Origin of the sequence: Sulfuricurvum sp. (genome assembly GCF_023250475.1) — a bacterium.
In the GTDB taxonomy this organism is placed as follows: Bacteria; Campylobacterota; Campylobacteria; order Campylobacterales; family Sulfurimonadaceae; genus Sulfuricurvum.
In genome coordinates, this window is the sequence record NZ_JAHFAQ010000044.1 from 1 (window position 1) to 15,917 (window position 15,917).

At 44.4% G+C, this 15,917-nt stretch carries 20 protein-coding genes and 1 pseudogene; 9 read left to right on the plus strand and 12 right to left on the minus strand.

What is annotated here, in order from left to right:
- From trpB to folD, 7 genes are all read right to left on the minus strand, one after another.
- Positions 1 to 989, minus strand: a 989-nt coding sequence (gene trpB / locus Q0C19_RS05730) for a tryptophan synthase subunit beta (RefSeq protein WP_295053753.1), incomplete at its 3' end; no start/stop codon positions are given.
- Entirely contained in the window at positions 989 to 1,537 is a 549-nt protein-coding gene (locus Q0C19_RS05735) for an adenine phosphoribosyltransferase (protein WP_295053755.1), read from the minus strand. The genes trpB and Q0C19_RS05735, both read right to left, overlap by 1 nt.
- A 14-nt stretch (positions 1,538 to 1,551) precedes the next feature.
- Positions 1,552 to 1,884, minus strand: coding sequence for a hypothetical protein (locus Q0C19_RS05740; RefSeq protein ID WP_295053757.1), 333 nt, complete (start codon positions 1,882 to 1,884; stop codon positions 1,552 to 1,554).
- A gap of 3 nt (positions 1,885 to 1,887) precedes the next feature.
- A complete protein-coding gene (rpiB, locus tag Q0C19_RS05745) occupies positions 1,888 to 2,325 on the minus strand; it encodes a ribose 5-phosphate isomerase B (RefSeq protein WP_295053759.1) in 438 nt (145 codons plus the stop codon).
- Between the two features lie 8 nt (positions 2,326 to 2,333).
- Positions 2,334 to 3,017: a site-2 protease family protein gene (locus Q0C19_RS05750; protein WP_295053799.1), complete on the minus strand. Its 684-nt coding sequence runs from the start codon at positions 3,015 to 3,017 to the stop codon at positions 2,334 to 2,336.
- Complete coding sequence (gene lepB / locus Q0C19_RS05755; protein ID WP_295053762.1) at positions 2,998 to 3,816, minus strand: signal peptidase I; 819 nt, start codon at positions 3,814 to 3,816, stop codon at positions 2,998 to 3,000. The genes Q0C19_RS05750 and lepB overlap by 20 nt, the downstream gene beginning before the upstream one ends.
- 3 nt (positions 3,817 to 3,819) lie before the next feature.
- Positions 3,820 to 4,677 (minus strand): bifunctional methylenetetrahydrofolate dehydrogenase/methenyltetrahydrofolate cyclohydrolase FolD, encoded by an 858-nt coding sequence (gene folD / locus Q0C19_RS05760; protein WP_295053765.1) that lies wholly within the window; start codon positions 4,675 to 4,677, stop codon positions 3,820 to 3,822.
- Between the two features lie 117 nt (positions 4,678 to 4,794).
- On the opposite strand from folD, the gene Q0C19_RS05765 reads away from it, so the two are divergent.
- The 9 genes from Q0C19_RS05765 to Q0C19_RS05805 all read left to right on the plus strand — a co-directional run bounded on the left by Q0C19_RS05765 (position 4,795) and on the right by Q0C19_RS05805 (position 11,779).
- Positions 4,795 to 5,391, plus strand: a complete 597-nt coding sequence (locus tag Q0C19_RS05765) for a hypothetical protein (RefSeq protein ID WP_295053768.1) — start codon at positions 4,795 to 4,797, stop codon at positions 5,389 to 5,391.
- Positions 5,391 to 6,389, plus strand: coding sequence for a hypothetical protein (locus tag Q0C19_RS05770; RefSeq protein WP_295053770.1), 999 nt, complete (start codon positions 5,391 to 5,393; stop codon positions 6,387 to 6,389). The genes Q0C19_RS05765 and Q0C19_RS05770 overlap by 1 nt, the downstream gene beginning before the upstream one ends.
- Positions 6,389 to 7,213, plus strand: coding sequence for a tyrosine-type recombinase/integrase (locus Q0C19_RS05775; protein WP_295053773.1), 825 nt, complete (start codon positions 6,389 to 6,391; stop codon positions 7,211 to 7,213). The genes Q0C19_RS05770 and Q0C19_RS05775 overlap by 1 nt, the downstream gene beginning before the upstream one ends.
- Positions 7,214 to 7,277: 64 nt before the next feature.
- Positions 7,278 to 7,619 (plus strand): cupin domain-containing protein, encoded by a 342-nt coding sequence (locus tag Q0C19_RS05780; protein ID WP_295053776.1) that lies wholly within the window; start codon positions 7,278 to 7,280, stop codon positions 7,617 to 7,619.
- 7 nt (positions 7,620 to 7,626) lie between these two features.
- The gene (locus tag Q0C19_RS05785) at positions 7,627 to 8,244 is read left to right on the plus strand and encodes a type III pantothenate kinase (protein WP_295053778.1); all 618 of its coding nucleotides are present in this window, start codon (positions 7,627 to 7,629) and stop codon (positions 8,242 to 8,244) included.
- Positions 8,238 to 8,855, plus strand: coding sequence for an ATP phosphoribosyltransferase (hisG, locus tag Q0C19_RS05790; protein ID WP_295053781.1), 618 nt, complete (start codon positions 8,238 to 8,240; stop codon positions 8,853 to 8,855). The genes Q0C19_RS05785 and hisG overlap by 7 nt, the downstream gene beginning before the upstream one ends.
- A gap of 66 nt (positions 8,856 to 8,921) precedes the next feature.
- Positions 8,922 to 9,437, plus strand: coding sequence for a glycine zipper 2TM domain-containing protein (locus tag Q0C19_RS05795; protein WP_295053783.1), 516 nt, complete (start codon positions 8,922 to 8,924; stop codon positions 9,435 to 9,437).
- A gap of 114 nt (positions 9,438 to 9,551) precedes the next feature.
- Complete coding sequence (gene gap / locus Q0C19_RS05800) at positions 9,552 to 10,547, plus strand: type I glyceraldehyde-3-phosphate dehydrogenase (RefSeq protein WP_295053786.1); 996 nt, start codon at positions 9,552 to 9,554, stop codon at positions 10,545 to 10,547.
- Positions 10,547 to 11,779, plus strand: coding sequence for a glucose-6-phosphate isomerase (locus tag Q0C19_RS05805; protein WP_295053789.1), 1,233 nt, complete (start codon positions 10,547 to 10,549; stop codon positions 11,777 to 11,779). Before gap ends, Q0C19_RS05805 begins: the two co-directional genes overlap by 1 nt.
- Before the next feature lie 26 nt (positions 11,780 to 11,805).
- Here the strand turns inward: Q0C19_RS05805 and Q0C19_RS05810 are convergent, their stop codons facing one another.
- The 5 genes and pseudogenes from Q0C19_RS05810 to Q0C19_RS05830 all read right to left on the minus strand — a co-directional run.
- Positions 11,806 to 12,168, minus strand: a complete 363-nt coding sequence (locus Q0C19_RS05810) for a CZB domain-containing protein (RefSeq protein ID WP_295053802.1) — start codon at positions 12,166 to 12,168, stop codon at positions 11,806 to 11,808.
- A 27-nt stretch (positions 12,169 to 12,195) separates the two neighbouring features.
- Positions 12,196 to 13,254 (minus strand): annotated as a pseudogene (locus tag Q0C19_RS11840) (methyl-accepting chemotaxis protein); the annotation flags it as partial.
- A complete protein-coding gene (locus tag Q0C19_RS05820) occupies positions 13,229 to 13,717 on the minus strand; it encodes a PAS domain-containing protein (protein WP_295053791.1) in 489 nt (162 codons plus the stop codon). The gene Q0C19_RS05820 and the pseudogene Q0C19_RS11840, both read right to left, overlap by 26 nt.
- Before the next feature lie 43 nt (positions 13,718 to 13,760).
- Complete coding sequence (gene dbpA / locus Q0C19_RS05825) at positions 13,761 to 15,113, minus strand: ATP-dependent RNA helicase DbpA (protein WP_295053794.1); 1,353 nt, start codon at positions 15,111 to 15,113, stop codon at positions 13,761 to 13,763.
- Positions 15,114 to 15,193: 80 nt separating this feature from the next.
- Positions 15,194 to 15,917 (minus strand): aconitase family protein (locus Q0C19_RS05830; RefSeq protein WP_295053797.1); only part of this gene is annotated, 724 nt, incomplete at its 5' end.

Sequence of the window (15,917 nt, forward strand, 5' to 3'; positions counted from 1 at the left end):
GTGACGTTATCGTTGTCTTTGTGAAAAGCGTGTTCCGGTCCGATACCGGGGTAATCCAGACCGGCTGATATGGAGTGGGCTTCGAGAATTTGACCGTCGTCATCTTGGAGAAGGTAGCTCATTTGTCCGTGCAGTACCCCCGGACGTCCTTTGAGAAGGGAACATCCGTGTTTATCGGTATCGACTCCCAATCCGCCCGCTTCGATCCCGATGCAGCGAACCTCTTTATCTTCTAAAAAGTGCTGAAACGTTCCGATGGCGTTTGAGCCTCCGCCGATGCAGGCGATGACGTAATCGGGGAGACGATTTTCTTTTTCTAAAATCTGAGCACGCGCTTCACATCCGATGATCGCCTGAAAATCGCGTACCATCATCGGATAGGGGTGCGGTCCCGCAACAGTCCCGATAATGTAGAACGTATCACGCGCATGGGTAACCCAGTGGCGGATAGCATCATTCATCGCATCTTTAAGGGTTTTAGAACCGCTTTGAACGGCATGGACTTTGGCTCCGAGAAGCTTCATCCGAAAGACATTGAGCTCTTGGCGTTCAACATCTTTGGCTCCCATAAAAATTTCGCATTCCAATCCCAGCAAAGCGGCGATCGTGGCGGTTGCAACTCCGTGCTGGCCTGCACCGGTTTCGGCGATTACTTTTTTCTTGCCCAAACGTTTCGCCATGAGGCCCTGTGCGATGACGTTGTTGACTTTATGGGCACCGGTATGGTTCAAATCTTCACGCTTGAGATAGATTTTAGCGCCCAACTCTTCGGAGAGGTTGGCGGCATAGTAGAGCGGGCTGGGACGACCGACGTAATCGGTAAGATAGCCGTCCACCTCGCTCCAAAAGGTTGTATCAAAACGGATCTCTTTGTAGGCAGCTTCAAGCTCTAGGAGAGCAGGCATAAGGGTCTCTGGAACGTATCGACCTCCGAAGATACCGAAGTGACCGTCAACCGGATCGAATTTTGAAGGGGATGGGATATACATCAATCGACTCCGATCACGGTGTAAACTTCAACCATTTCTCGCAGCTTGCTTTGGCCGCTCAAGAAATCAAGCCCCATCACAAAACACGCTTCGATACACTCAGCACCCACTTTGTTGATAAGATTCGCAGCAGCGTATGCCGTCCCGCCGGTAGCGATCAAATCATCGATGAGTAATACGCGTGGTTTTTCGACGCCGCTGAAGGCATCGATATGGATTTCCACTTCATCTACACCGTATTCAAGAGAGTATTTTTCCGAGACGGTCGTGTAGGGGAGTTTCCCTTTTTTGCGGATGGGGACAAAACCGATTCCGAGCATTTGAGCGAGAGCCGCACCGAAAATAAACCCGCGTGCATCGATCCCCGCGACATGGGTAAGGTCGTACGAGGCATAGCGATCATGCAAATGACGCATCAAAACACCGAAAGCTTCTCCGTCGGAGAGGAGCGTAGTGATATCTTTAAAAACAATTCCCGGTTTCGGAAAATCGGGGATATCGCGAATCGCATTAATTAAAATTGCACGGTCGTTTATAGTAAGATTCATAAAGATTTCCTTTTTTAAATAAGTGCGTCAATACGCCCTTCAAGCTCTTTGATTTTATTTTGGAGACGGTCGGTTTCGGAACGGTGTTTGGAATTACGCTGTTTAAGAGATTTGACTTCATTTCTCAGGTTGTTCAGCTCTTCACTGAGAATATCCACGTTCCCTAACGCACGCTGGAGCTGTATCTGATATTTGCGGATTAAGACTTCAGCCTCTTTAAGGGTGAGTTTCATCATCTCACTGGTACGCTGCTCTTTGACGGTAATACTCTTAAAATAGAACATTTTAACCAAAAAGAAAAGTGCACCTAACGTTACAATTGTGAGCAATGACCACTCTAAAAACATACCTTATCCTTTGATAGCCTCTAATTTGTTCACGCGACCGCAATGGCGTCCACCTTCGAATTTTCCGGCAATCCAAGCATCCAGAATGGATTCGGCAACCCCTTGACCTACGATACGCTCTCCGAAACAGAGTACGTTAGCATCGTTGTGACCGCGAGCAACGGTTGCCGTATAGGCATCGTGACACAGTGCGGCGCGGATTCCCTGGAAGCGGTTGGCCGCTATCGACATTCCGATCCCTGAACCGCAGATTAAAATACCCTGTGAGCTGCTGTCACTGAGGACATTTTCGCACACTTTCACCGCATAATCGGGGTAATCGACTCTCTCTTTGGAAAAGGGTCCCAAATCAATGACTTCATGCCCTTTTGAACGGAGGAGTTCGACGGTAAAATCTTTTAGATCGATTCCGGCGTGATCGGTGGCAATGTAAAACTTCATAACTCTCCTTAGTTCAATAATAGATGTAACACCGTTTCAATGGGCCACATAACCAGCGGTATTTTAAGCGGAGTAACCAATATGATGATGATAACAATCATTCCATAAGGTTCGGCTTTAGCGAAAAATTCGGCAACTGCACGAATTTTATATTTCAGAGCAAGGTAGGTAATGAAATGGGCACCGTCAAATCCCGGTATCGGGAGGAGATTAAACACGGCTAAGACAACGTTGACCAATAAAAGTTTTATGACAATCAGATAACCGAAGACATAGGCGATTCCGTCGGCTTCGGTTGGCTGGGCAAGAGATACCAGGATAACGGAAGCGAGAGTCGCGAAGAAAAGATTATAGGTTATACCTGCCAGACTTACTTGCATTGCGGCATTGTATCCGCCGTTTCGGATAACGGTATTGATATTGACCGGAACCGGCTTGGCCCACCCGAATAAAAATCCGCTGGAAGCTCCGAGTACCATAGGAATAAAATAGGTCATCAGCGGGACGAGAATTGAGCCGAAGGGATCGATATGTATGAGAGGATTGATACTCAGACGGCCTTGGCTTTTGGCGGTATGGTCACCGTATTTGTAGGCAACCCATCCGTGCATAATCTCATGACCGATAATAGCAATGAGGAGTGCGATAATCGCCGCGGCGATTTCGAGCAGATCAATAGAGCTCATGGTCATTGGCATCTTCGCGAATCCGTTCGGCAACGGCACGGCTTAACGGCTCTTTTTGTTCTAAATCTGAGGGAGTTTTTCCGATACGATCCCAGCGTACTTCATAATTGGCATCCAAACTAAAATAGACGAACCACGGTGTCCCCTCGATTAAACCGTACGGGACCGCTCCCCAAAATCGGCTGTCGTTGGAATGATCGCGGTTATCCCCCATCATGAAGTACTGTTTCTCAGGGACTTGGATAGGGGCAAAATCAAAGATTTCAGTCGGCATCATGCCGTCTTTGGTAATACGATTATCGTGATGAATACCCGGGTGTTCTTTGGTGTAAGGGTCTTTTACCCACATTTTTCCATCGATATCGATAAGCTCATATTCGGAAAATGCTTTTGCGGCATATTCATTTCCCTCTTTGGGATGCAGATATAGGACTTTATCCTGAACAAACAGCTCATCCCCCGGCAGGGCAACACATCGTTTGACGTAATGGAGCTGCTGATTATTCGGATAGCGGAAGATAACGATATCCCCGCGTTTAGGTTCGTCTCCGTCAAGTATATGGCCATCAGTTCCCGGAATCAGGGGGATTTCAAGAAACGGAATATGGGGTGTTGAAATACCGTAAGCAAATTTTTTGGCAAAAAGATGATCCCCGATGAGGAGAGAATCTTTCATTGATCCGCTGGGAATACGGAATGCTTGGGCGACGAAAAAAATAACGAAAAGGACAATGATAACCGTCCCTATCCAAGTATTGGAAAAGCGGTAAGCGCTATGGGCGGCGGTGAATATTTTTTTTTTCAAAGGTTATTTCTCTTCTTCTGCATGGATTTTGGCGGCTTTAAGGGTATTGGAAAGGAGCATCGCGATGGTCATCGGACCGACCCCTCCCGGCACCGGAGTGATGTACGAGGTTTTCGGAGCAACGGCATCATAATCGACATCTCCGACGAGACGGCCATCGGGCGCACGGTTGATTCCGATATCGATGACGATTGCATTGTCTCTTACCATATCTTCTTTGATCAGGTTGATAACTCCCGCACCGACAAGGACAATATCGGCGGCAAGAGTGTGCTTTCTGAGGTCATCCGTGAAGATATGGCAGATTTCGATCGTGGCATTGGCATTGAGCAAGAGCGACGCCATCGGTTTACCGACAATGTTTGATGCACCGACGATACAGCAGTTCTTTCCTTTGACATCGATGTTATATTCTGCCAAAAGTTCCATGACTCCTAGCGGTGTACACGGGACAAACCCGTCCAGCCCAGTCGTGAGACGTCCCACATTGTAAGGATGAAAACCGTCCACGTCTTTGGAGGGGGCAACCACCTCGAGAATTTTGGTGGTATCGATGTGTGCGGGGAGCGGAAGCTGGATCAAAATACCGTCAATGTTGGGATTGGTATTCATCATCTCGATGGTTTTAACGATAGCCTCTTGAGAAATATCATCGGGCATTTCGTGAGTGACGGAATAAAATCCGGCACGGTCACACGCTTTCTTTTTCATTCCGACGTACGCTTGGCTTGCAGGATCATGTCCGACCAAAATTACCGCCAGACCGGGAACCCGTCCGGTGAGCGATTTTAGCTCTTTGGCTCCTGATGAGACCTTTTCTTCGATTTTTTGTGCGAGCGCTTTACCGTCAAGAATTTGCATTTAATCACCGTCAAATTGTTTTTGGGTATGATACCGACAAATAGGTTTACAAAACTTTAACATAGGGTAAGATATTATTTCTCTAATTCAATAGTTATGTAAAAGACAGGAGCTGTTTTGAGTCTAAAAGAGAATATGGAAGCCCTTAAAGAAGAGCTGAGTTCTGAAGAGAAGTTTTTTGAAAGTGCCATTCGTACAGAACGTTTCGTCAAACGGTATCAAAAGCCTCTAATGGCTGTGGTAGCCGCTTCATTATTGGCAGTAGCCGGTGCAATCGGGTATCAAGCGTATACGAATACGAAAAAAGAGAGTTCCAATACGGCATTGAATCTCCTTTTGGCAAATCCGACAGATACCAAAGCCGAGCAGACTTTGAAAAACGACAATCCCAAATTGTATGATTTATGGAAACTTTCCCGCGGAATTTCTCAAAACGATGTAACGATTCTTGAGGGATTGAAAAATTCGCAAGCATTCGGTGTTGCCGACATTGCATCGTACGAATCTGCCGTAATCAAAGGAGATGCGCATGCTTTGGAACAATATACCAAGCAGCAAGGTGCACTTTATAAGGATTTAGCATTATTGGAAGCTGCTGTCGGAGACATTAACAAAGGTGACTCGAAAGCAGCGAATGAAAAAGTTGCTCTGATTGCTGAAAATTCACCTCTGTACCAAGTTGCGCAATCCCTTTCCCATTACGGAGTCAAATAATGAAATTATCAACGATTGTTTTATCGCTAAGTGCGGTGCTCTTTTTGAGCGGATGTTCCCATAAAGAGGTTTATAAACCTGAAAATATCAAAGGGGAATGGCGCAATTCAGGACATTTAAGCTCCTCAATCTCGCAAACAACTCAATCGGCGGCTTTACTGGATAACGGGCATATATTGACCAAAGACGGAGAAAAAAATATCAAAATTCCTGAAGATTACCGTCTGATCAACGCAAATGATGAGTGGATCATTACCGAGAGTCCTGAAAAAAATCTGGTTCTTTTCCCGGAAGACGGAAGCGATGCCAAAGTAACATTTGAACTCAAACGCCAAGTTGCGGCAGCCAGTATTCAAAACGATATCGTAGCTATTTTATTCACCAATAACGAGATGGCATTGTATTCGCTGGAGAGCAAAAAACTCCTTTTTAAAGAGAGTTCAAACGCCCCTATCGCGGTTGATTCTCATATCGCCAATCCGTACTTTTTAAAAGAGCTGGTCCTATTTTTAACCCTTGATGGGAAAATCGTCATTGTAAATTCTGAAACCAAGCAGGTTTTACGTTCAGTAGTTGTCAGTTCGGAAGAGTATTTTAACAATATCACCTACATGAATGTCATTGATAACAATCTGGTCGCCTCTACTGACAGTGCGGTTTTGGCACTTTCCCAAAAAGAGGCACGGGAAAAATATGAGATTCGCAATATCGCGTATGCTTCTGATGGTATATGGCTAACGACCAAACAAGGTGAAATTATCGCCCTTACCCCGACATTGCAGTTTAAAGCGAAGAAAAAATTTCCGTTTGCCCATTTCGTCGGCCTCAGCGTTCAGAACGACCGAGTTTATGCTCTTGAGCAAGAGGGATATATGATTGCCATTACCAAAAATCTTTTATCGTACGACGTCTACGATGTCGATATGGACAGCGACAACAAAATATTCCTCGGAGACGGACGTTTTTATTTTGACGACCGCTATATCACTATCAAATAATGTCGAAAGAGCTTGAGGCTTTTATCGAATATATCACCGTGATCAAAGCGCTTAGCCCTCGAACGATCGAGGCCTACCGCCATGATTTGAGTGAGATCGAAAACAGCGCTCAAAAGAGTCTTGTCGATATTGATTCAAATACCGTTTTTCAAATTCTCGGAACGATTGCCAACAAACGAACTCTCAACCGTAAACTCTCCGCTTTTAACTCCTTTTTGGATTTTTGTCACCGTAACCGATTTGATTCCGTATCGTCGAAATTTTCCCTCTCCAAAATACCGAAGAATCTTCCTAAATATTTAACATACGAGACCATCAAGACGGGGATCGGATTCATTGACCGTAAGGATTGGATCGGACTTAGGGATTATGCAATGCTCCTTTTTCTCTATGCGACGGGAAGTCGTATCAGTGAATGTCTCGATATTGAAGAGGGGGATATCGAGGGGGAGTGGCTCCGTATCCGTCACGGGAAAGGGGAGAAGGAGCGCTATGTTCCGATAGCCCATGAGGCGCTAAAAGCGCTTCGGGCGTATCAGGAAGCCTCTCCCTATCAGAACCGTCCTCATTTGTGGCTCAACTATCGAGGAGAGACGCTTAGCCGCATTTCGGCGTTTAAAATAACCCAAAAATATCTGGGCGTCTCGCCTCACGCACTTCGCCACTCGTACGCGACGGCACTGATCCTCGGCGGAGCGGATCTGCGTGTCGTTCAAGAGCTTCTCGGTCACGCATCGTTGTTGACGACGCAGATATACACGCATGTCCAAAAGCAGAATTTGCAAGAGACGGTACTGAGACATCATCCGATGGCCCACTCTTGATATTTATCAAGAAACTATTTTCCTGATAAGGTTATCATCCGTTATTAAAAAAAAGGATATACCTATGACGTATGCTTCATTTACAGCGGATATTGTTTTCGGTGATACACAACCGGTCATTACTCCGCTTATTACCAACGAGTTTACCAAAGAGATCCGAATCGTATTTCGATCAGGGCAATCGATGAAAGCCCATAAAACATCCTTTCCAATCACCGTGATGATCGTGTCGGGAGAGATCGATTTTGGGATAGGGGAAGAGAGAATAATTTTCGGAGCGGGAGATGTTATCGCACTCGAACCGAATGTTGTACATGAACTTAATGCGCTCGAAGATTCCATTGTCCGTTTGAGTTTGCATAAAAACGACAGTGTCGCTCGGGTAAGCGGGGTACTTAAGTTATAATAGCATTATGATTTTATGTGACGTCGGCAATACCTCGGTTGATTTGTTTTATGTGGGCAAGCGAACCAAGCTGAGTGCAGAGGATTTCGACCCGGCAACAGTCCAAGACAGCGTTTATTATGTCAGTGTCAATGCTTCTTTTAATGAGCGTATTCAAAACTACACGAATTGGTACGATTTACGACAGCTTATCGATTGGGAGAAATACTATCCGACCATGGGGATTGATCGGATAATGGTGTGTGAAGCGGTAGAAGAGGGTGTTATCGTCGATGCGGGGAGCGCCATCACGGTCGATGTGATGCGCGGCGACGTCTATCAGGGTGGATTCATCTCTTTGGGGCTTCGCTCTGCACAATCGGCGTACGCAAATCTCTCCGGTGCATTGGACGTGTCATTTAACTTTGAGGTTGATTTGGCTAAAATGGCAAAAAATACTCCCGATGCCCTTACGGTCGGTTTTTTGGCTCCGTTGATAGAGAAGATTCAGAGTCTGGGAAAACCCCTTTATTTGACCGGAGGGGATGCCGTACTGTTGTCTTGTTTTTTACCCGAGGCAACAGTGGATGAAGAGTTGATCTTCAAAGGGATGAAAAAGTTGATTGAAAAAGGTGTTAAATGCTAAGTGTCGCACTCCCCAAAGGGCGGATCGCCGAAGATACGTTGGAAATTTTCGAAACGATTTTCGGAAGCAGTTTTAAATTCGATGATCGCAAATTGATCTTGGAGACCGAAAATTTCAAATTTTTGCTTGTTCGAAATCAAGATGTCGCCACCTATGTTTATCACCAAGCGGCCGATATCGGTGTTGTCGGTCTGGATACGCTTGAAGAGCAGGGACTGGATGTCATTCGTCTGTTGGATTTGCAAAAAGGGAAATGTCGTGTCGCTATCGGAATGCGTGCGGGAGAAAAACCTGATTTTACGAAAAGCGAAATCAAAGTAGCGACCAAAATGGTCAATATTACGAAACGCTATTTTGCCGAGCGGGCGGTAGCCGCCGATATCATAAAACTCTACGGTTCAATCGAACTTGCCCCTCTCGTAGGGCTTGCCGACATGATTGTCGATGTGGTTGAGACGGGAAGCACGATGAAACAAAACGGTTTGGAAGTGGTTGAGACGATTATGGAATCGACGACGCATCTGATCGCCAACAAAAACAGTTTTTTCGAGAAAAAAAGCGAGATTTTGGATATTTACGAAAAAATAAATGTCCTTTTGTACGGAAAATAATTAAGCAATTCACAATTGATTAACAATTACTATCTACAATCTTGAAAATAAAAAAAGGATATTAAAATGTCAAAAATTATATTCCCTATGGCTTTATCGGTACTTTTTTCCGCTTCTGCGGTGATGGCAGAGAGCTTTTCTACAGTTGAATATATCAACGTGATACGATCAACCCCTAACTATTCAACGATTCAAGAAGAAATTCCGAGCGAAAAATGTTACGATGTGCAAGAGCAAGTGAATTCAGGCGGAACAAATAATGACGTAATCGGAGCCGTTGTCGGAGGTGCTTTAGGGGGTGTTCTGGGGCATCAAGTCGGTGGCGGAAAAGGGAAAACGGCTGCAACGGTCGGCGGAGCCGTACTGGGAACCTTAGCCGGTCAAAATGTAGGGAGCAAATATAATAGCTCTTCTGCAACAACGTATCAAACCGTCCGAAAATGTGAGAGTATTACTACTATCAAAACACGTCAAGTATTGGGCGGATATACCAATTTTGCTAAATTTAAAGGGAAAGAGATCAGCGTAGAGAGCGATCAGCCCATGAAACAAATTCCCGTTACCGCAACCTATAGCTATTAAGTTCTCCATTTCTCCCTTTTTCGGGAGAAAAATCTCTTTTTTATTACCCTCTTTTTAACGATAATCTGTTAGAATTAATCACATTATAAATTTTCTACAAGAACAGGAGTTTCCATGGCACTCAAAGTGGCGATTAACGGAACGGGCAGAATCGGAATTATCGTAGCAAAGATCATCGCAGAACGCAGTGATATTGAGCTGGTAGCACTAAATACGACGGCAAAACCTGATATGTTGGAATATTTACTCAAATTTGACAGCGTTCATCGCGGAATCGATGCCAAAGTTATCGATGATACTACGATTTCAATCGGCGGCAAAAATGTCCGTATGTTTCGAGAACGGGACATCGATAAAGTTGATTTCGGAAGCTGCGGTGCGGAAGTGGTGATCGAATGTACGGGAGTCTTTTTGGATCAAGAGAGTTGTCAAAAACATCTTAAAAACGGAATCAAAAAAGTAATTATGTCGGCTCCGGCCAAAGATGATTCTCCGACCTATGTGTACGGCGTAAATTCAGATAGCTACAAAGGTGAAGCGATTATCTCCAATGCCAGCTGCACGACCAACTGTCTGGGGCCGATTTGTAAGGTATTGGATGATGCGTTCGGGATTGAAAACGGGTTGATGACCACTATTCACTCGTATACGAATGATCAAAATGTATTGGATGTTAAACATTCTAAAGACCCTCGTCGTGCACGCGCCGCAGCGCTTAATATGATTCCGACCTCTACGGGTGCGGCAAAAGCGATCGGTAAGGTAATGCCGAAATTACTCGGCAAGCTCAACGGATATGCCATGCGTGTGCCGACTCCCGATGTTTCGGTTGTCGATTTGACGGTCAATTTGAGTAAAGCGGTTACCAAAGACGATATTAATGCTGCATTTACAACAGCTTCACAAGGTGCATTTAAAGGGTTGATAGAAGTAGATAATGAGAAACGTGTCTCATCCGATTTTATCGGTTCTACCTATAGCTCAACGTACGTTCCCGACATGACCAGTGTCGTCGATGGAACGACGGTAAAAGTGTTGGCATGGTACGACAATGAATGGGGATACAGCAGCCGTCTGGTTGATATGACGGTTCTTATCGGAACACATTAATGCTTCGCTATACGAACCATTTCGATACGAAGGGGCTTGATCCGTTTACCCTTGAAAAAGGGTTTGAGGCGGTTCGTTATGAAGCCGCTTCGGGCGAGGTCGGGTACTATCATCTCCCCCTTCTATCGCAACCTCTTGTAGAAGAACTCAAGACCCTCTATCGTGATATTGACCGTCGTTTCAATACGATTGCCATAATCGGAATAGGCGGTTCGTCTTTGGGAATCAAAGCGATTGAGAGATTGCTGCGTCCCAGTACCCCAAATGCCAAAAAACTTATCTATCTTGAAAACTCAGACCCTATCAGCATTATGCAGGAGATGAAACAAATCGATAAGTTTCGAACCCTTTTTATCGTTATATCCAAATCGGGCGGGACGGTAGAGACCCTTTCTATTTTGAAACGTCTGATTGTCAGTTTTGAATTGCCGTTGGATCATTCCGATCAGATTTATGTCGTAAGCGATGAAAAATCGATACTCGCACATTTCGCCGATGAACATCATCTTCGACGTTTTATTATTCCGACTAATGTCGGCGGGCGTTTTTCGGTTTTGAGTGCAGTGGGGATGGTCCCTCTGACGTTGGCAGGTTTTGATACTACAGCTATTTTGAAAGGGGCACAAACCTTTTTAGAGCAGTTTTGGAATCGACAAGAAGAACACATGCTTCAAAAAGCAGCTTTTTATGTGACGCACAGTACTCAATACCCTATGAATGTACTATTCGCCTACTCCGATACGTTTGAAGAGTTCGGTAAATGGGTAGTGCAGATATGGGGTGAGTCGCTTGGCAAACGGAACCGTCGAGGCGAGAGGGTAGGGCTGACACCGATTTCACTGATCGGGTCGGTAGATCAGCACTCGTTTTTACAGCTTATTATTGAAGGACCGCTCAATAAAACGGTCACCTTTATGCATATTGAACACTCGGAAGATCATCTCATGATTCCCGAACTTTCACTCAAGTATCTTGAAAAGAGTGATTTCGTCAACGGAAAAAGTTTTAATGAACTTATTAACGCTCAGTGTCATGCTACCATGCAAAGTGTTTTACAAAGTGGTGTCAGTGTCGATGAGATTGCATGGAAACAGATTGATGAGGGGTCAGTGGGAGAGCTGATTCTCTATTATGAGCTTTTAACTTCGTTAAGCGGAGCATTGTTTGAAATTAACACCTATGATCAACCGGGTGTAGAAATCGGTAAAAAGATTTTAGAAACCTATTTCTAAAGCTTTTTTTTTGCTTAGGCTAAGGCCTAAGCTTGCTTCATCAAATGATCTTCCGATTCTTTATTCAGTCCGTCCATTAATGAAAAGAGTGTTTGACTTTGATCTTCCATCTCTTGGAAACTGCTCAAGATTGCTTCTTTGTGATAGATTGATGTATCTTCTTTGTCAATGTATTTCATATTTTCAAGCACGATTGCATGAACGGTAGCATGAGGCTGTTCCATATGTTTAAAGCTTGGAAGATGTGAAAAACGCTCTTTCCCCTGTCCCGAATCGTACCATTTTCCTAAGCGGCAACCGTGATGATCGGAGAACTCCGCTTCTTTCTGTCCATTGGCAATGCTTTTGTACGCATTGGATTTGAAAATGATATGGTCAATTTTTGCCAATGTAATAAATGTCGTATTTTCAATTGCGGTTGTCTGCAGTGCCGCTTTTTTCGCATCTTCGTTAAACATATGGATAGTTTGTCGGAAGGTACCGATTGATTCACTGGACTCTTGGGCGATATCATTCATATCTTCAGAGTTTGTATGTATCTCGGTGGTCTCTTGCTGCAGTGTTTGTACGGCAATACCGATTTCACCGGTCGCTTTTTGTGTTCGTTCGGCAAGTTTGCGTACTTCGTCGGCAACAACGGCAAATCCTCGGCCGTGTTCACCTGCACGAGCTGCTTCAATCGCGGCATTAAGTGCCAATAGGTTGGTCTGATCGGCAATATCTTTAATCAGATTGACAACGGAACTGATCTCTCCCGTTTTCTCATTGAGAGAGTTAATCGCTTCAACCGAAACTTGAACCAGTTCAATCAGGCGACTTAGCTTGATGATGATATCTTCAAGTTCATCCACGCTATGGGATGATTTTTCCGAAGTTGTTTGACTGATAGCCGCGATAGTATGAAGCCGTTGAATCGTATTTTGAAGATCTTTTTGAATCACTTCCATTCCGCCGCCGACTCCGGCACCGATTTTCCCTAATGAACTGTTAAGCAATGATTTTTGTATATGAAGATAGGTTGAATGCATCGAACCGATGGCCATATTGACAAAATTACTGGCCTCTTTATATTCGCCTTGCAACCCTTTGGTATTAATTTTACGGTGAAATTCATCACGGCTTGCCGCTTCGACACTGGCCCGAATTTCACGGATAAAAACTTCAGTTTGATCGAGCATATTATTAGTATTCCAGCATAAACTGTTAAGTTCACCATGGTCGTTTATGTTGGTAATACGATTTTCAAGATTTCCGATTTCGGCTGATTTAATGACCGCGGCAACTTCATGGATCGTTTTTTGAGCTTCCCGAATGTTAATAAAGACAAACCAGGCCAAACCAAAATTGGCAATATTTAAAAGCCGAATCCAGCTCCATCCGTATAAAATAACTTCAATCAGGAGTGCAATAACAAAAAGGACAATGGAAATAATATTGGCATATTGAACTTTAGAGAGAGAGGATAAATTCGTCATATGACAGCCCTTTGTCTTTTAGTATTTGATTGAGTGCCGCTTCTGAAGCAGCAATGCCCCCATTTTTTTCTTTTTGAAGCAATGTGGCATAGAGCGGTTTAATAATATCAAGTGCTTTTTCTGTAGGTTTACGACGTACTGAGTGGTAATTGCTGATTTTTCGGTTGGTGTCAAAGGATGGAGTCACATGGGCAAATACCCAGTAGTAATCGCCGTCTTTCGTTTTGTTTTTTACATAGGCAAAAATCTCTTTCCCCTCTTTTATACGAGCCCAAAGGAGCTTAAAAACAATTGCCGGCATATCTTCATGTCTTAGTATGTTGTGGGGCTTATTAATGAGTTCACTCTCACTGTACCCGGACATGGCAATAAATAATGCATTGCCGTACGTAATTTTACCGCCCAAATCTGTTTTAGATACGATAAATTCTTCGTCACCGAAAGTTAGTTCTTGATTAGACATAAAAATCCTCATCTACATAATAAAAAATCATAAACCGTTATCGTTAGTCTAACAACCATTTCCTGAATGTTTTCCCTTTTATCGGACGATTCGTCAGTATTTGATAAATTTTTTCGGCTTTGTTACGAGGAATCGCAACATAGCTGAGATGATCTTGCTGATCGATTTTTCCGATCTCTTCTTTAGTCAAGCCGCACTCATGAATCAATGCGCCGACGATGTCTCCCGCTCGGAGTTTCTCTTTTTTTCCGGCATCGATACAGATCGTGCGCATTAAGGTTTTCAGAGAAGATGCATCTTTGATACTAGGAAGTTCGATTGGGGTAACGGAGCGTTTTAAATCGATAAAACGTTCATATTGATGATGATTGACCAGGGTGATGGCAATACCGTTTTTCCCGGCTCGTCCTGTTCTGCCTATACGGTGTGTATAGCGTTCATTTTGAATCGGAACTTCATAGTTGATGATAGCATCAAGCCCTTCGATATCGATACCTCGTCCGGCTACATCGGTGGCTACGAGGATCGGGGCGCTTAGATTACGAAATTGGATGATCGCTTCATTACGGTCAAACTGCTCCATGTCTCCGTGCAAGGTCAATGCATGAATGCCCATAGTGTTAAGATCTTCACATAATGCATTCGCATCTACTTTGGTATTGCAAAAAATGATCGTGTTAGTAATTCCGTGAAGATGGAGCACTTTGGCGATGGCAGGGAGTTTGTCATTACAAATGTAGGCAATCTCTTCGATTTTCGGCTTGCTGATCGAATGCTCGGCCGTGACCATGACCGGATCTTTCATAAACTCCGACGTGATGGTTTGGATCGATTCGGGAAATGTGGCGGAGAAAAGGAGCGTTTGTCGCGATGGCGGTGTAAAATTCAAGATAGAGGTAATATCTTCAATAAATCCCATATCAATCATTTGATCGGCTTCATCCAAAACAATACTTTGGATTTGAGCCGGATCAAACGTTTCCATTTGGAGCAGTTTTAATACCCGCCCAGGTGTACCGACGATGATATGCGCTCCGTGTTTGAGTGAATGGATTTGCCCTTTCATCGGAACACCTCCGCAGAGGGTTAGGATTTTAATGTTACCGATTTCTGAAGCTAATGAACGGAGCACCTTTGCTACTTGTTCGGCAAGTTCACGGGTAGGGCACAAAATCAGCGATTGTGTAGCAAACGATTTTTGGTTGATTCGTTCCAATACTCCCAATCCGAATGCCAAGGTTTTTCCGCTTCCGGTAGCGGCTTGGGCTATACAATCTTTTTTTTGTAAGATAACAGGAAGAGCGGTTGATTGGATCGAGGTCATTTGAGTAAACTCAAGACGTTTTAATGCCTCTTTGAGAGGCGGTCGTAATGCTAAGGTATCGAAGGTGGACATTGTGTCGCTTTATAATATAGATAGGAGATTATAGCATAGATGAAGAACCCCCCGTAGTAGAGGGGTTTGAGAGAGATCCTTTATACGGCTTTGATGGTGACGCCGTATTTTTCTTCAGCCACATTACGCGCTTGAAGAGTGTACTGTGTAATTTCATTGAAGTTGAGATATTTATAAACATCATCCGCTTTTCCTGCTAATTTTTCAGGAACGATACTCATGTATTCTGCTACGCTCGGGATACGACCAAGTTTAGCGCATACAGCTGCAAGCTCGGCGCTTCCGAGGTAAACCTGTGTCCCTTTCCCAAGACGATTGTCGAAGTTACGGGTAGAGGTTGAGAATACGGTTGAACCCTCACGTGAACTTGCTTGGTTACCCATGCAGAGCGAACATCCCGGAACTTCCGTTGTAGCGGCAATCGCTTTATAAACGTCGTAGTACCCTTCGTTGATGAGTTGCTGTTCATCCATACGGGTAGGCGGTACGATCCAGAATTTTTCAACCGCAATTTTACCTTCGCCGCGCATCACTTCACCTGCCGCGCGATAGTGACCGATATTGGTCATACAGCTTCCGAGGAAAACTTCATTGATTTCAGTTCCTGCAACGTCGCTGAGCAATTTAACATTATCCGGATCGTTCGGACATGCCAAGATCGGCTCTTTAATATCGTTAAGATCGATTTCGATGATCGCTGCGTATTCGGCATCGGCATCCGGTTCCATCAACGTCGGAGCGGCTAACCACTCTTTCATTTTGTCAGCACGACGTTGCAATGTACGAGCATCTTCGTAACCATCA

Coding starts and splice junctions, on each gene's coding strand:
- Q0C19_RS05735 (WP_295053755.1), bottom strand. CDS start 1,537: ATGAATCTTACTATAAACGACCGTGCAATTTTAATTAATGCGATTCGC.
- Q0C19_RS05740 (WP_295053757.1), bottom strand. CDS start 1,884: ATGTTTTTAGAGTGGTCATTGCTCACAATTGTAACGTTAGGTGCACTT.
- rpiB (WP_295053759.1), bottom strand. CDS start 2,325: ATGAAGTTTTACATTGCCACCGATCACGCCGGAATCGATCTAAAAGAT.
- Q0C19_RS05750 (WP_295053799.1), bottom strand. CDS start 3,017: ATGACCATGAGCTCTATTGATCTGCTCGAAATCGCCGCGGCGATTATC.
- folD (WP_295053765.1), bottom strand. CDS start 4,677: ATGCAAATTCTTGACGGTAAAGCGCTCGCACAAAAAATCGAAGAAAAG.
- Q0C19_RS05770 (WP_295053770.1), top strand. CDS start 5,391: ATGAAATTATCAACGATTGTTTTATCGCTAAGTGCGGTGCTCTTTTTG.
- Q0C19_RS05775 (WP_295053773.1), top strand. CDS start 6,389: ATGTCGAAAGAGCTTGAGGCTTTTATCGAATATATCACCGTGATCAAA.
- Q0C19_RS05780 (WP_295053776.1), top strand. CDS start 7,278: ATGACGTATGCTTCATTTACAGCGGATATTGTTTTCGGTGATACACAA.
- Q0C19_RS05785 (WP_295053778.1), top strand. CDS start 7,627: ATGATTTTATGTGACGTCGGCAATACCTCGGTTGATTTGTTTTATGTG.
- hisG (WP_295053781.1), top strand. CDS start 8,238: ATGCTAAGTGTCGCACTCCCCAAAGGGCGGATCGCCGAAGATACGTTG.
- Q0C19_RS05795 (WP_295053783.1), top strand. CDS start 8,922: ATGTCAAAAATTATATTCCCTATGGCTTTATCGGTACTTTTTTCCGCT.
- gap (WP_295053786.1), top strand. CDS start 9,552: ATGGCACTCAAAGTGGCGATTAACGGAACGGGCAGAATCGGAATTATC.
- Q0C19_RS05805 (WP_295053789.1), top strand. CDS start 10,547: ATGCTTCGCTATACGAACCATTTCGATACGAAGGGGCTTGATCCGTTT.
- Q0C19_RS05820 (WP_295053791.1), bottom strand. CDS start 13,717: ATGTCTAATCAAGAACTAACTTTCGGTGACGAAGAATTTATCGTATCT.
- dbpA (WP_295053794.1), bottom strand. CDS start 15,113: ATGTCCACCTTCGATACCTTAGCATTACGACCGCCTCTCAAAGAGGCA.